Annotated in this window: 13 protein-coding genes and 1 pseudogene; 7 read left to right on the forward strand and 7 right to left on the reverse strand. The window is 38.3% G+C overall.

Going from position 1 to position 14,450, the window contains the following annotated elements; translation table 11 throughout:
* Positions 1-17: 17 nt before the first annotated feature.
* Positions 18-245 carry a cag pathogenicity island protein gene (locus D2C72_01945; GenBank protein QEF43200.1) on the reverse strand — a complete coding sequence of 76 codons (228 nt, stop codon included), beginning with the start codon at positions 243-245 and terminating at the stop codon, positions 18-20.
* A 430-nt stretch (positions 246-675) separates the two neighbouring features.
* Between D2C72_01945 and cagA the strand changes: the two genes are divergently transcribed.
* Positions 676-4,218, forward strand: a complete 3,543-nt coding sequence (gene cagA, locus D2C72_01950; GenBank protein QEF43201.1) for a type IV secretion system oncogenic effector CagA — start codon at positions 676-678, stop codon at positions 4,216-4,218.
* A gap of 62 nt (positions 4,219-4,280) precedes the next feature.
* Here cagA and D2C72_01955 read toward each other — a convergent pair.
* Positions 4,281-4,385, reverse strand: a pseudogene (locus D2C72_01955) (transposase).
* Between the two features lie 103 nt (positions 4,386-4,488).
* Here D2C72_01955 and D2C72_01960 point away from each other — a divergent pair.
* Positions 4,489-4,863 carry a hypothetical protein gene (locus D2C72_01960; GenBank protein ID QEF43202.1) on the forward strand — a complete coding sequence of 125 codons (375 nt, stop codon included), beginning with the start codon at positions 4,489-4,491 and terminating at the stop codon, positions 4,861-4,863.
* 157 nt (positions 4,864-5,020) lie between these two features.
* On the opposite strand, the gene D2C72_01965 is transcribed toward D2C72_01960, so the two are convergent.
* Both D2C72_01965 and rho read right to left on the reverse strand, forming a co-directional pair.
* On the reverse strand, positions 5,021-5,788 hold the full coding sequence (locus tag D2C72_01965) for a glutamate racemase (protein QEF43203.1): 768 nt from the start codon (positions 5,786-5,788) through the stop codon (positions 5,021-5,023).
* A 39-nt stretch (positions 5,789-5,827) separates the two neighbouring features.
* Positions 5,828-7,144, reverse strand: a complete 1,317-nt coding sequence (rho, locus tag D2C72_01970; protein ID QEF43204.1) for a transcription termination factor Rho — start codon at positions 7,142-7,144, stop codon at positions 5,828-5,830.
* 268 nt (positions 7,145-7,412) lie between these two features.
* Between rho and rpmE the strand changes: the two genes are divergently transcribed.
* From rpmE to D2C72_01995, 5 genes are read left to right on the forward strand one after another with little or no spacing between them, the layout of a single operon-like run.
* Positions 7,413-7,616, forward strand: coding sequence for a 50S ribosomal protein L31 (gene rpmE, locus D2C72_01975; GenBank protein ID QEF44160.1), 204 nt, complete (start codon positions 7,413-7,415; stop codon positions 7,614-7,616).
* 24 nt (positions 7,617-7,640) lie between these two features.
* On the forward strand, positions 7,641-8,504 hold the full coding sequence (rsmI, locus tag D2C72_01980) for a 16S rRNA (cytidine(1402)-2'-O)-methyltransferase (protein ID QEF43205.1): 864 nt from the start codon (positions 7,641-7,643) through the stop codon (positions 8,502-8,504).
* Between the two features lie 12 nt (positions 8,505-8,516).
* Entirely contained in the window at positions 8,517-9,200 is a 684-nt protein-coding gene (rlmB, locus tag D2C72_01985; protein QEF43206.1) for a 23S rRNA (guanosine(2251)-2'-O)-methyltransferase RlmB, read from the forward strand.
* Between the two features lie 12 nt (positions 9,201-9,212).
* A complete protein-coding gene (locus D2C72_01990; protein QEF43207.1) occupies positions 9,213-10,178 on the forward strand; it encodes a sialidase in 966 nt (321 codons plus the stop codon).
* A complete protein-coding gene (locus D2C72_01995; GenBank protein QEF43208.1) occupies positions 10,175-10,996 on the forward strand; it encodes a hypothetical protein in 822 nt (273 codons plus the stop codon). The genes D2C72_01990 and D2C72_01995 overlap by 4 nt, the downstream gene beginning before the upstream one ends.
* A 70-nt stretch (positions 10,997-11,066) precedes the next feature.
* On the opposite strand, the gene D2C72_02000 is transcribed toward D2C72_01995, so the two are convergent.
* From D2C72_02000 to D2C72_02010, 3 genes are all read right to left on the reverse strand, one after another.
* On the reverse strand, positions 11,067-11,504 hold the full coding sequence (locus D2C72_02000) for a hypothetical protein (GenBank protein QEF43209.1): 438 nt from the start codon (positions 11,502-11,504) through the stop codon (positions 11,067-11,069).
* Positions 11,505-11,970: 466 nt separating this feature from the next.
* Complete coding sequence (gene accA / locus D2C72_02005) at positions 11,971-12,909, reverse strand: acetyl-CoA carboxylase carboxyl transferase subunit alpha (GenBank protein ID QEF43210.1); 939 nt, start codon at positions 12,907-12,909, stop codon at positions 11,971-11,973.
* Positions 12,910-12,931: 22 nt separating this feature from the next.
* Complete coding sequence (locus tag D2C72_02010) at positions 12,932-14,170, reverse strand: beta-ketoacyl-ACP synthase II (protein QEF44161.1); 1,239 nt, start codon at positions 14,168-14,170, stop codon at positions 12,932-12,934.
* Positions 14,171-14,450: the final 280 nt, after the last annotated feature.

A 14,450-nucleotide genomic window follows, 5' to 3' on the forward strand; every position in this document is an offset into this window, starting at 1 on the left:
ATTTAGAAACAATAAACCTACTTGTCCCAACCTTTTTTCTTTCTCAAGTCGTTGTAGAATTGTAGATCTTTAGGATCTTTGATGTATTTTTTAATCGTCTCAGGTTGAAACCTAAAAACAAGCAAAAACAAACCCAAGCTGATCAGGGTGAGAATAAAGCTCCATTTTAAGCAACTCCATAGACCACTAAAGAAACTTTTTTTGAGACTCTCTTTGAAAATCTGTCCTATTGATTTGTTTTCCATTTTATTTCCCAATGTGGATCACAAACGCTTAATTGCAAATAATACTTAATGGTAAGTATGACACACACAAACCAAACTATTTTTAGAACGCTTCATGCGCCCACCTTGTCCAACCATTTCTCCAACCATCTTTAGCGTTGCATTTGATTTCTTCAAAAAGGCTCATTTCTTAGTTTTTTTTCTTCTTAAAATTTCTCCATTCTAGCAAATTTTTGTTAATTGTGGGTAAAAATGTGAATCGTCCTAGCCTTTAGACGCCTGCAACGATCGGACTTTTTTCAATATTAATGAAAAAATGCCAAATATTCTAAATATTATGGTATAGTGATAATGTTCAAAGACATGAATTGACTACTCAAAGTGTGTAGCGCTTTTTAGCAGTCTTTGATACCATACCGATAGGTATGAAACTAGGTTAGAAGGAGAAACAATGACTAACGAAACTATTGATCAACAACCACAAACCGAAGCGGCTTTTAACCCGCAGCAATTTATCAATAATCTTCAAGTAGCTTTTCTTAAAGTTGATAACGCTGTCGCTTCATACGATCCTGATCAAAAACCAATCGTTGATAAGAACGATAGGGATAACAGGCAGGCTTTTGATGGAATCTCGCAATTAAGGGAAGAATACTCCAATAAAGCGATCAAAAATCCTACCAAAAAGAATCAGTATTTTTCAGACTTTATCAATAAGAGCAATGAACTAATCAACAAAGACAATCTCATTGATGTAGAATCTTCCACAAAGAGCTTTCAGAAATTTGGGGATCAGCGTTACCGAATTTTCACAAGTTGGGTGTCCCATCAAAACGATCCGTCTAAAATCAACACCCGATCGATCCGAAATTTTATGGAAAATATCATACAACCCCCTATCCCTGATGATAAAGAAAAAGCAGAGTTTTTGAAATCTGCCAAACAATCTTTTGCAGGAATCATCATAGGGCATCAAATCCGAACGGATCAAAAGTTCATGGGCATGTTTGATGAATCCTTGAAAGAAAGGCAAGAAGCAGAAAAAAATGGAGGGCCTAGTGGTGGGGATTGGTTGGATATTTTTTTATCATTTATATTTGACAAAAAACAATCTTCTGATGTCAAAGAAGCAATCAATCAAGAACCAGTTCCCCATGTCCAACCAGATATAGCCACTACCACCACCGACATACAAGGCTTACCGCCTGAATCTAGGGATTTGCTTGATGAAAGGGGTAATTTTTCTAAATTCACTCTTGGCGATATGGAAATGTTAGATGTTGAGGGCGTCGCCGACATTGATCCCAATTACAAGTTCAATCAATTATTGATTCACAATAACGCTCTGTCTTCTGTGTTAATGGGGAGTCATAATGGCATAGAACCTGAAAAAGTTTCATTATTGTATGCGGGCAATGGTGGTTTTGGAGACAGACACGATTGGAACGCCACCGTTGGTTATAAAGACCAACAAGGTAACAATGTGGCTACAATAATTAATGTGCATATGAAAAACGGCAGTGGCTTAGTCATAGCAGGTGGTGAGAAAGGGATTAACAACCCTAGTTTTTATCTCTACAAAGAAGACCAACGCACAGGCTCACAACGAGCATTGAGTCAAGAAGAGATCCTAAACAAAATAGATTTCATGGAATTTCTTGCACAAAACAATGCTAAATTAGACAACTTGAGCGAGAAAGAGAAAGAAAAATTCCAAACTGAGATTAAGGATTTCCAAAAAGACTCTAAGCCTTATTTAGACGCCCTAGGGAATGATCGTATTGCTTTTGTTTCTAAAAAAGACCCAAAACATTCAGCTTTAATTACTGAGTTTGGTAAGGGGGATTTGAGCTACACTCTCAAAGATTATGGGAAAAAAGCAGATAAAGCTTTAGATAGGGAGAAAAATGTCACTCTTCAAGGTAACCTAAAACATGATGGCGTGATGTTTGTTAATTATTCTAATTTCAAATACACCAACGCCTCCAAGAGTCCCAATAAGGGTGTAGGCGTTACGAATGGCGTTTCCCATTTAGAAGCAGGCTTTAGCAAGGTAGCTGTCTTTAATTTGCCTAATTTAAATAATCTCGTTATCAATAGTGTCGTAAGGCGGGATTTAGAGGATAAACTAATCGCTAAAGGATTGTCCCCACAAGAAGCTAATAAGCTTGTCAAAGATTTTTTGAGCAGCAACAAAGAATTGGTTGGAAAAGCTTTAAACTTCAATAAAGCTGTAGCTGAAGCTAAAAACACAGGCAACTATGACGAGGTGAAACAAGCTCAGAAAGATCTTGAAAAATCTCTAAAGAAACGAGAGCGTTTGGAGAAAGATGTAGCGAAAAATTTGGAGAGCAAAAGCGGCAACAAAAATAAAATGGAAGCAAAAGCTCAAGCTAACAGCCAAAAAGATGAGATTTTTGCGTTGATCAATAAAGAGGCTAATAGGGATGCAAGAGCAATCACTTACGCTCAAGATCTTAAAGGCATCAAAAGGGAATTGTCTGATAAACTTGAAAATATCAACAAGGATTTGAAAGACTTTAGTAAATCTTTTGATGACTTCAAAAATGGCAAAAATAAGGATTTCAGCAAGGCAGAAGAAACACTAAAAGCCCTTAAAGGCTCGGTGAAAGATTTAGGTATCAATCCAGAATGGATTTCAAAAGTTGAAAACCTTAATGCAGCTTTGAATGACTTCAAAAATGGCAAAAATAAGGATTTCAGCAAGGTAACGCAAGCAAAAAGCGACCTTGAAAATTCCATTAAAGATGTGATCATCAATCAAAAGATAACGGATAAAGTTGACAATCTCAATCAAGCGGTATCAGTGGCTAAAGCAACGGGTGATTTCAGTGGGGTAGAGCAAGCGTTAGCCGATCTCAAAAACTTCTCAAAGGAGCAATTGGCTCAACAAGCTCAAAAAAATGAAAGTCTCAATGCTGGAAAAAAATCTGAAATATACCAATCCGTTAAGAATGGTGTGAACGGAACCCTAGTCGGTAATGGATTATCTGGAATAGAGGCCACAGCTCTCGCCAAAAATTTTTCGGATATCAAGAAAGAATTGAATGAGAAATTTAAAAATTTCAATAACAATAATAATGGTCTCAAAAACAGCACAGAACCCATTTATGCTAAAGTTAATAAAAAGAAAACAGGACAAGTAGCTAGCCCTGAAGAACCCATTTATACTCAAGTTGCTAAAAAGGTAACTCAAAAAATTGACCAACTCAATCAAGCAGCAAGTGGTTTGGGTGGTGTAGGGCAAGCGGGCTTCCCTTTGAAAAGGCATGATAAAGTTGATGATCTCAGTAAGGTAGGGCGATCAGTTAGCCCTGAACCCATTTATGCTACGATTGATGATCTCGGCGGACCTTTCCCTTTGAAAAGGCATGATAAAGTTGATGATCTCAGTAAGGTAGGGCTTTCAAGGAATCAAAAATTGGCTCAGAAAATTGACAATCTCAGTCAAGCGGTGTCAGAAGCTAAAGCAGGTTTCTTTGGCAATCTAGAGCAAACGATAGACAAGCTCAAAGATTCTACAAAACACAATCCCATGAATCTATGGGCTGAAAGTGCAAAAAAAGTGCCTGCTAGTTTGTCAGCGAAACTAGACAATTACGCTACTAACAGCCACATACGCATTAATAGCAATATCCAAAATGGAGCAATCAATGAAAAAGCGACCGGCATGCTAACGCAAAAAAACCCTGAGTGGCTCAAGCTCGTGAATGATAAGATAGTTGCACATAATGTGGGAAGCGTTCCTTTGTCAGAGTATGATAAAATTGGCTTCAACCAGAAGAATATGAAAGATTATTCTGATTCGTTCAAGTTTTCCACCAAGTTGAACAATGCTGTAAAAGACGTTAAGTCTGGCTTTACGCAATTTTTAGCCAATGCATTTTCTACAGGATATTACTGCTTGGCGGGGGAAAATGCGGAGCATGGAATCAAAAATGTTAATACAAAAGGTGGTTTCCAAAAATCTTAAAGGATTAAGGAATACCAAAAACGCAAAAACCACCCCTTGCTAAAAGCAAGGGGTTTTTTAACTTAAAATATCCCGACAGACATTAACGAAAAGCTTTGTTCTTTAAAGTCTGCATGGATATTTCCTACCCCAAAAAAACTTAACCCTTTGCTTAAAATTAAATTTGATTGTGCTAGTGGGTTCGTGCTATAATGCGGAATTAATTAGGGGTTATAAAGAGAGCATCAACTAGAAAAAACAAGTAGCTATAACAAAGATCAAGTTCAAAAAATCATAGAGTTTTTAGAGCAAATCAATCGTGCTCTTAATCAAAGAAAAATCAGAAAAACCATAGGAATTATCACACCTTATAATGCCCAAAAAAGATGCTTGCGATCAGAAGTGGAAAAATACGGCTTCAAGAATTTTGATGAGCTCAAAATAGACACTGTGGATGCCTTTCAAGGCGAGGAGGCAGATATTATTATTTATTCCACCGTGAAAACTTGTGGTAATCTTTCTTTCTTGCTAGATTCTAAACGCTTGAATGTAGCTATTTCTAGGGCAAAAGAAAATCTTATTTTTATGGGTAAAAAGTCTTTCTTTGAGAATTTGCGAAGCGATAAGAACAATATCTTTAGCGCTATTTTGCAAGTCTATAGATAGGCAATTCATTTCCAAAGATAACCATCAGACATTTCGCTTCAAAACGCTTTTTCAAAACGCTTCCATAAATCTCTCTAAAGCGCTTTTTATAACCAACACAATACCCTTTATAATGTGAGCTATAGCCCCTTTTTGGAATTGAGTTATTTTATTAGCGTTACAATTTGAGCCATTCTTTAGCTTGTTTTTCTAGCCAGATCACATCGCCGCTCGCATGAAATTCCACTTTAGGGAATGCGCACGCATTGTTTTTAAGGGCGTATTTTTGTTGCAAATATTCTACAATAGCATCGCCCGAATGGATGAGTAGGGGGGGCGTTGGAAGGGCAAAATGCCCCATGAAATAGCCCTCAATTTGGTGAGCGATTAAGGGAAAATGCGTGCAGCCTAAAATGATCACTTCAGGTAAAATCTTTAAGGGAGTGAAATAATAACGCATGCAAGTTTCTAACAATTCGCCCTCTAAAATACTTTCTTCAATCAAAGGCACAAAAAGAGAAGTGGCTAAATGCGAAACGTTCAAATAGCCTTGTTGTTTCAGGGCGTTATCATAGGCGTTGGATTGAATCGTCGCTTTTGTCCCTAGCACCAAAATAGGGGCGTTTTTATCTTTTACTTGTTGCTTGATCGCTAAAATGCTTGGCTCAATCACGCCCACAATAGGGATTTTGGAATGCTTTTGCATCTCTTCTAAAGCCAGAGCGCTCGCTGTGTTGCATGCCACAATCAATAATTCAATCTCATGCGGTTTGAAAAAATCCAAAGCCTCTAAGCCAAATTGCTTGATCGTGGTGGGGTCTTTAGTGCCATAAGGCACTCTAGCGCTATCGCCATAATAGATGATCTCATCAAACAATCGCGCTTTTAAAAGGCTTTTTAAAACGCTAAACCCTCCCACACCGCTATCAAAAACGCCTATTTTCATGACACTATTTTTAATTTAATGGGTTTTTAATGAGGGATTTTATTTTTCATTCATTAAATTTAAAAATTCTTCATTGTCCTTAGTTTGTTGCATTTTAGAATACACAAAGCTTAAGGCTTCTATGTCGTCCATTTGTTGCATCACATTCCTTAAAACCCACACTTTAGTCAAGCGGTCTTTGCCAAGCAAGATATTGTCTTTTCGTGTGCCGGATTTTAAAATATCAAAGGCCGGGTAAATGCGCCTGTCTGCAATATTTCTCGCTAAAACGATTTCGCTATTCCCGGTGCCTTTAAATTCTTCAAAAATCACCTCATCCATTCTAGATCCCGTTTCAATCAACGCCGTAGCGATAATCGTCAAGCTCCCGCCTTCTTCAATATTCCTTGCGGCCCCAAAAAAGCGTTTGGGCCTGTGCAAGGCGTTCGCATCCACGCCCCCACTTAAAACCTTACCGCTTGAGGGCGTTACGGCGTTATACGCTCTGGCTAAACGGGTGATAGAATCCAATAAAACCACCACATCTTTGCCCATTTCCACTCGCCTTTTAGCCCTTTCTAAGACTAATTCAGCGATCCTTATGTGGTTATTGGCGGGCAAATCAAAAGTGGAGCTAAAAACTTGACCCTTAACGCTTCGTTGCATATCCGTAACTTCTTCAGGGCGCTCATCCACTAAAAGGATGATCAGCTCCACTTCAGGGTGGTTAGAAGTGATGCCTTGGGCGAGCTCTTTCATCAGCTCCGTTTTCCCAGTCCTTGGTGGCGCAACGATCAAAGCCCTTTGACCTTTCCCCACAGGGCTGAATAAATCCAGCATCCTACCGGTAACTTTAGTGGATTCGTATTCTAATTTGATCTGTTCATCGGGGAATAGGGGGGTTAGATTGTCAAACAAAGGGCGGTTTCTGATTTCATCTGAAGGCGAGTAATTGATAGCCTCCACTTTTAAAAGGGCGTAGTATTTTTCCTGGTCTTTGGGGGATCGCACTTGACCGGTAACAATATCGCCATTCCTTAAAGCAAAACGCCTGATTTGAGAAGGGCTGACATAAGTGTCGTTATGCCCGTCTGAAAAACTCCCGTCAAACCCTCTTAAAAAGCCATAGCCATCAGGCATGATTTCTAAAATCCCGGTAAAAAGAATGTATCCGCCTTGCGTAACTTGGGTTTTTAAAATTTCAAACATCAAGTCTTGTCGTTTGAATTCTTGGGGGTTTTCCACTTTGAGCTTGTTAGCGATTTCTAAAAGCTTTTCAGTAGGGTAGGTGCGTAAATCTTCAATGTGATAACCGCTCACTGGCGTGTGGGTTTTGACCTTGTGCGAACTTTTGTGCGTAGGCGCGTTTTCGTTCATTAAATTTCCTTTTAATTAAAAAGAGGTTTCTAGTTGTTTCAATTAAGATAAAAGTACAAAAAGCTAAAGCATTCTTAAAGAATTAGTGTAATCAAAAGATGCTAATAAGTGGCACATGCCACAAGCGTTGAATTTCGTAATGCTTCGTTATGCTATCATAATTTTTTTAACAAAGTCAAATTTTATTTTAACTTTAGAGAGAGTGGTTTTAATTTATTGTTACTTATGCTATAATTTTAAGTTTAAATTTAAAAATAAAGGATACTTGATGAAAAAAGGCATTCACCCCGAATATATCCCATGCAAAGTTACTTGCGTAACGAGCGGGAAAGAAATTGAGGTTTTAAGCACCAAACCTGAAATGCGTATTGATATTTCTAGCTTTTGCCACCCTTTCTATACCGGTAGCGATAAAATCGCTGACACTGCAGGGAGAGTAGAGAAATTCAAGCAACGCTACAATTTGAAGTAACTTTTTTAAAAAGCGTGGCTTTTTGTGTTGTATTTTTTGCCCACACCAATAGGTAATCTCGCTGACATCACGCTACGCACCTTAGAAGTTTTAGAGCGTTGCGAGGTTTTTTTATGCGAGGATACAAGGGTGAGTAAGAGGTTGTTGCACTTGCTTGCACAAAACCCTATTATCAGCCATTCTTTCCCTAATATCGCTACTAAAAAAAGGGAGTTTATCGCCTTCCATTCACACAACGATCAGGAATTTTTAAACCAAATAAAGCCTTCTTTTTTTGACAAAGAAATCGCTGTGATGAGCGATGCAGGCATGCCAAGTTTGAGCGATCCAGGCATGAGTTTAGCCGCTTACGCTTTAAAACACAACCTCCAATACGATGTTTTGCCCGGGGCTAACGCGCTCACTACGGCGTTTTGCGCGAGCGGGTTTTTAGAAGGGCGGTTTTTTTACGCCGGCTTTTTACCCCATAAGAGCAAGGAAAGGCGTTTGAGGATCATTAAAATTTTAAACGCTTTAGCGTATTTGGAAGAAAAGACTCCGGTGGTTTTTTATGAAAGCCCGCACCGATTGTTAGAGACTTTAAAGGATTTAAACGATTTGGCTCAAGGCATGCATTTATTTGCGGCTAAGGAGCTTACCAAACTCCACCAGCAGTATTATTTAGGAGAAATTTCTCAAATCACAGAGCGGTTGCAACAAAGCACTATCCAAGGGGAGTGGGTTTTAGTGCTTTTGAATGAAAAAAAAATAGAGCCTTGCATGGGGCTATCGGCGTTATTGGAGTTGGATTTGCCTCCTAAAATTAAGGCTAAAATTGAAGCCACTATGACACAAAAAAACGCTAAAGAGCTTTATTTCCAGCGTTTGTCAGAAGAAAAAGATCAATAAAAGGGGTTTAGCATGCAAGCAGTGATTTATGGCAAGCAGGTGGTTATGCACCTTCTAAACTCTCACAAAGAAAAATTGCAAGAAATCTATCTTTCTAAAGAAATAGACAAAAAGCTTTTTTTCGTGCTCAAAAAAGCATGCCCAAATATCATCAAAGTGGACAATAAAAAAGCACAAAGCTTGGCTAAAGGGGGGAATCATCAAGGGGTTTTAGCTAAAGTGGAACTGCCCTTAGCGGTTTCTTTAAAAGAAATTAAAAAAGCTCAAAAACTTTTGGTTCTTTGTGGCATTACGGATGTGGGGAATATTGGGGGTATTTTTAGGAGCGCGTATTGCTTAGGAATGGATGGCGTTATTTTAGATTTTGCTAAAGAATTGGCTTATGAGGGGATTGTGCGATCCAGCTTGGGGCTTATGTATGATTTGCCTTTTAGCATTATGCCTAACACGCTGGATTTAATCAATGAATTGAAAACGAGCGGGTTTTTATGTTTGGGCGCGAGCATGCAAGGCTCTAGCCAAGCAGGAAATCTGTCCTTAAAAAAATGCGCTCTTTTTTTGGGGAGCGAGCATGAGGGGTTGTCTAAAAAAATCCTTGCTAAAATGGATACTATATTGAGCGTAAAAATGCGAAGAGATTTTGATTCGCTCAATGTGAGCGTGGCAGCAGGGATCTTAATGGATAAAATCAACTAGGTGGTCAATTGAATGGAACAGAATAAAAAAAGTTTAGAAAATTTAGATCTTTCTGATGTTCAAAACATTTCTAAAGATATTTCTGGTGCAGCTTTAGAAGAATTATCGCTTAAAAATTTAGATAAAAATTTGCAGATTTTAAAAGAAGTTGGAGTGGCAGAAATTTGCAAAGCGACTAAAATCGCTTCTAAAAATATCCATTCTATCTTGGAAAAGCGCTATGAGTCTTTATCAAGGGTGCATGCTAGGGGTTTTATACAGATTTTAGAGCGCGAGTATAAAATTGATTTGAGCGCATGGGTGAAAGAATTTGACAAAGTGTGTGTTTTTAAAGAGGGCGTGGGAGAAGAGCAAAAACAAGAAACAAGCCCTGAAGAAACAGCAAAAAAACCCCTTAAGGTTGAATTGGATTACAGCATCAATCAAGCCAATACTTCATTATCCAAAAAGTCTTCCAAATGGAAACCCTTTGTTATCGTTTTAGGGGTGGTTGTCATTATTTTAGTGGTCGTTATCATTCAAAACAGCTCTTCTTTAAAAGAAGAGAGAGAGCAAGAAAGCGCTATTAAATCCGGCACTAAAAAGAATTCTTTCAATAAAGCTAATCCTACAGAAGAAAACAAGCCAGAGCCAACGCCTAAATTAGAAGAAAAACCAAAAGAACAAGACAAGCAAGGAAAAGAAGCGATCAAAGAAAATCCTAATACCATTTACATTATCCCTAAACGAGATATTTGGGTAGAAGTGATTGACTTAGATGAGAAGAAAAACTCTTTTCAAAAGGTTTTTAAAAAAAGTTATCCTTTAGAGGCTAAAAACCACCGCTTGTTGTTACGCTTTGGGCATGGGCATCTTATTCTTAAAAACAACCATCAAGAACAAGATTATAACGACAGCAAAACTAGGCGGTTTTTATACGAGCCAAATAAAGGCTTAATGCTCATCAATGAGGCCCAATACAAAGAACTCCAGCAATGAAAAACCTTTTTTTAGCTTTTATTGTTGGGGGAATGCTTTTAAGTGCTGATGCTTTAAACGATAAGATTGAGAATTTAATGGGGGAGCGAGCTTACCATACGAACAAGCTTTTTTTAGAGCGTTTGTTTAAAAATCGTAAGGATTTCTATGTAATGGGGCGTTTGGATTCCTTGAAACTACTCAACACTCTCAAAGAAAACGGGCTTTTATCGTTTAATTTTGACAAACCAAGCGTGTTAAAAATCACTTTCAAGGCTTCAAGCAATCCCATAGCGTTTGCCAAAAGCATCAACAATTCTTTGAACATGATGGGGTATTCGTATGTTTTGCCTATTAAAATGCAAAGCTCTTCAGGCGAGAATGTTTTTTCATACGAGCTTAAAACGGAATACGTTTTAGACCCTAACATTTTGATAGAGACGATGAAAAGGCATGGTTTTGATTTTGTGGATATTAGGCGCATATCCTTGAAAGAGTGGGAATACGATTTTTCTTTACAAGAAGTCAAGCTCCCTAATGCGAGAGCTTTAGTTTTGAGCAGCGATCCTGTGGAGTTTAAGGAAGCGAGTGGGAAATACTGGCTGAGCGTGAATCAAAACGCGTATTTAAAAATAAGCTCTAATAACCCTTTGTGGCAACCCAAAATCATTTTTTATGATGAAAACTTAAAGATCATTCAAATCATTGCTAAAGAAAACAGACAACAAGAAATCGCTCTTAACTTGCTTGATGGCGTGCGTTTTATCCATATCACTGACGCAAAAAACCCTATCATTTTAAAAAATGGGATCAGCGTGGTTTTTGATGCGATGCCTTAAGTAGGGGTAACCCTTATTTAATTGATTGGAATATGAGAAAATCCGCTTTTAAATTTGAAAAAAGAGAGCCTTAATAATAGCGATCCACCCAATATTTACCAAAAAAAATCTTTTGTATCACACAGCCCACCAATAGATCAGCTCCCGCTTCTATAAAAAGGACAGCCCACCAATTAATGAAACCAAACCATACAAAAAATAAATGCGCTGGTAAAGCGCCAAGCAATAGTGAAACGCCGCTCACAATAGAAATTCCAAAGCGGGTTTTAAGGATTTTACTTTTTTTGCCAAACGCCATGTCTGCTACAAATTCCCCACTAAAAGAAATCAAAAACCACCCAATCAAATGTTCAGGCATCAATAACCAAGCAACTGCACTACTTCTATTAACCGCTGTAATGACAAAAAGTGAGAAAAAATACACGCTTGAAGATGCAAAATGCCTGCCCCTATTCCTTAAAGACCAATTCCTAGAAAAGCGGCTTTTGATTTTTTCATATATAACCATGGGATTTCTTTCTTTTTTAAAATACCATTAGACCTAACTTTTGTATTGTAAAATAAGAATGCTTTCATTCAATACGCTGAGCATGATGATTATCTTTTTATATTCAAACAAAAGGATAGATATAGCAGATTAGTAACACAATGATGTTTTTTATATTATTATACAAACTATGTAAAATATTCGCTTTTTTCTAAAATAATAACAAGTAGTGAAAAATTTGGCTTTGTTTTTATTGAGCGTTGGTTATAAAAAAATATTGCATTTTTTAAGATTGGATAGTAAAGAGATTGATTTTAGAAGCGGTATTTTTTAAAGCGGTCTTTAGGGAGGATTTTAGTTGGAGAATTATTTCAAAACACCCCTTATTTCTTTAAGAGAATGGGTTTAAAATAAAGTTTAAAAACACAATTTTAAAAGTTAAAGAACCAGTTATCAAGTTTTCATTAAGGCAAAGTTTTTTATAGATTTAGTTCATGCCCTCCACAAACGAACCAAGCGACATCAATTTTTGATAGCGGTTGTCAAGGAAATGAGGGTCTTGTTGGATAGTCCTTAGAGCGTCTAAAAAATACTCTTTGATCGTGTTAGCCGCTGAAAATTTGTCTCTATGAGCCCCTTTGCTAGGCTCTAAAATAATATCATCAATAAGCCCCGCCTCCTTTAAGTCTCTAGGCGTGATTTTCATCGCTTTAATAGCCACTTCAGTCTTGCTAGGGTCATCCCAAAGAATCGCCGCACAGCCTTCTGGGGATATAACGCTAAAAATGGAATATTCCATCATAGCCAATTTATCAGCCACCGCAATCGCTAACGCACCACCACTGCCCCCTTCACCGATAATTACAGAAATAGTAGGGACTTTTAAGGAAGCGAACTCTTGAAGATTTTTAGCGATCGCTTCACTCTGACCTCTTTCCTCTGCACCAATCCCCGGATACGCCCCGGCTGTATCCACAAGCATTAAAATAGGCAAATTAAATTTTTCAGCAAACTTTGCCATTTTCAAAGCCTTACGATAGCCACAAGGGTTAGGCATGCCGAAATTTCTTAAAAGCTTGTTTTTAGTCCCTCTGCCTTTTTCTTCTCCGATCACCACAACCGGGACATTATCAATTTTCCCTATAAAGCACACGATTGCTTTATCATCGTTATAGTGCCTATCGCCAAAGACTTCATATTTATCTTTTAAGATGAGATCAATGTAATCCATAGCGTAGGGTCTGTCAGGGTGTCTTGCTAATTGGAGTTTTTGAAAATCAGTGAGATTGGAGTAAATGCTTTTAACTTCCTTATCCAATCTTTTTTCTAAGATTTCTTTAGCGTCCTCATCGCCTCTAATAAGGGCTAATTCAATTTCATTTTGAATCTCTTTAATATGATTTTCAAAATCTAAATAAATGGCCATTCAAAATCCTAACTTCGTAAAACTAGGCTTTTTTGAAAATCACAACACCATTAGTGCCACCAAAACCAAATGAGTTACTCATCACTGCATCCACTTGTTTTTCTCTGGCCGCATTAGAGATATAATCCAGATCGCATTCTGGGTCAGGCGTTTCTTGATTGATGGTAGGAGGTAAGATCCCTTGATTCATGGCCATGATAGAAATAACGGCTTCTAGTGCACCCGCAGCGCCCAAACAATGCCCAATTTGCCCTTTAGTGGAGCTAACAGGAGGGACTTTTTCTTTAGAACCAAACACATTTTTTAAAGCGATGCTTTCATACCAATCGTTATAATGCGTGCTTGTCCCATGAGCGTTCACATAGCCTACTTCCACTTTCGCCATTTCTAAAGCCATTTTCATGGCTCTAAAAGCCCCTTCACCCTCAGGGGCCGGGGCTGTGATATGGTTAGCATCGCCGCTCTCGCCATATCCGGCAAATTCTGCATAAATTTTTGCCCCTCTTTTTTTCGCGCTCTCGTATTCTTCAAGCACCAAAGCCCCAGCGCCTTCGCCCATCACAAAACCATTGCGATCCTTATCAAAAGGTCTTGAAGCTTTTTTGGGCTCATCATTCCTTGTAGAAAGGGCTTTAATGCTCGCAAACCCTCCAATCCCTACAGGACAAATGGTGGATTCCGCTCCCACGACTAGCATTTTATCAGCCCCATTGAGCAAAATGGTCTTAACCGCTTCAATAATCGCATGAGTGCCTGCTGCACAAGCCGTTACGCTAGAGAGGTTAGGCCCTTTAATGCCAAACTCAATGGAAGTGAAACCTCCAATCATATTCACTAACGCAGAAGTGATAAAAAAGGGATTGACTTTTCTAGGGCCTTTTTCAAAACAAAAAATGGAATTCGCTTCAATATTGCCTAACCCGCCAATCCCAGAGCCAGAGCTTACGCCCATGCGGTTTGCCAATTCTTCAGGGCATTTGTTGTGAGCGTCTAAAATCCCACTATCTTTCATCGCCTCTTTTGTGGCTTTCAAGGCTAATTGAATGAAACGACCTGCCTTTTTAACATCTTTGGGATTCATCACCTCTGTAGGGTCAAAGTCAGTGATTTCTCCAGCAATACGCACAGGAAACGCGCTCGCATCAAAACTTTCTATGTGTTTGATACCGCATTCTCCCTTAGCGATCGCTAAAAAAGAATCTTCTTTATTTAAACCTAGCGAATTGATCATTCCCATTCCAGTTACTACAATCCGACGCACCAATAGCTCCTCATTTCAAAACTTTAATTCAGTGAAAGCACCCCTTGCTAAAGCAAGGAGCTTCCTAACTAAAGCATTCCATTGAATGCTAACACGAAAGGCTTTGTTCTTTAAAGTCTGCATGGATATTTCCTACCCCAAAAAGACTAGCGGTATTTTAACCTCTTTTAGCTTGAATATAGCCTAACAGCTATGCACTTATATCTCTGACCTAAAGGATGGAGTTTTTCGTGCTGTTGGGATAAAACTAGATTTTAGCTAAAGCTAAATTTTTGACTAA

It is taken from the genome of Helicobacter pylori (assembly GCA_008032955.1).
Classification (GTDB): domain Bacteria; phylum Campylobacterota; class Campylobacteria; order Campylobacterales; family Helicobacteraceae; genus Helicobacter; species Helicobacter pylori_DC.

Excerpts from the sequence above, each read along its gene's own strand:
- D2C72_01945 (QEF43200.1), bottom strand. The coding sequence starts at position 245 with ATGGAAAACAAATCAATAGGACAGATTTTCAAAGAGAGTCTCAAAAAA.
- cagA (QEF43201.1), top strand. The coding sequence starts at position 676 with ATGACTAACGAAACTATTGATCAACAACCACAAACCGAAGCGGCTTTT.
- D2C72_01965 (QEF43203.1), bottom strand. The coding sequence starts at position 5,788 with ATGAAAATAGGCGTTTTTGATAGCGGTGTGGGAGGGTTTAGCGTTTTA.
- rho (QEF43204.1), bottom strand. The coding sequence starts at position 7,144 with ATGAACGAAAACGCGCCTACGCACAAAAGTTCGCACAAGGTCAAAACC.
- rpmE (QEF44160.1), top strand. The coding sequence starts at position 7,413 with ATGAAAAAAGGCATTCACCCCGAATATATCCCATGCAAAGTTACTTGC.
- rlmB (QEF43206.1), top strand. The coding sequence starts at position 8,517 with ATGCAAGCAGTGATTTATGGCAAGCAGGTGGTTATGCACCTTCTAAAC.
- D2C72_01990 (QEF43207.1), top strand. The coding sequence starts at position 9,213 with ATGGAACAGAATAAAAAAAGTTTAGAAAATTTAGATCTTTCTGATGTT.
- D2C72_01995 (QEF43208.1), top strand. The coding sequence starts at position 10,175 with ATGAAAAACCTTTTTTTAGCTTTTATTGTTGGGGGAATGCTTTTAAGT.
- D2C72_02000 (QEF43209.1), bottom strand. The coding sequence starts at position 11,504 with ATGGTTATATATGAAAAAATCAAAAGCCGCTTTTCTAGGAATTGGTCT.
- accA (QEF43210.1), bottom strand. The coding sequence starts at position 12,909 with ATGGCCATTTATTTAGATTTTGAAAATCATATTAAAGAGATTCAAAAT.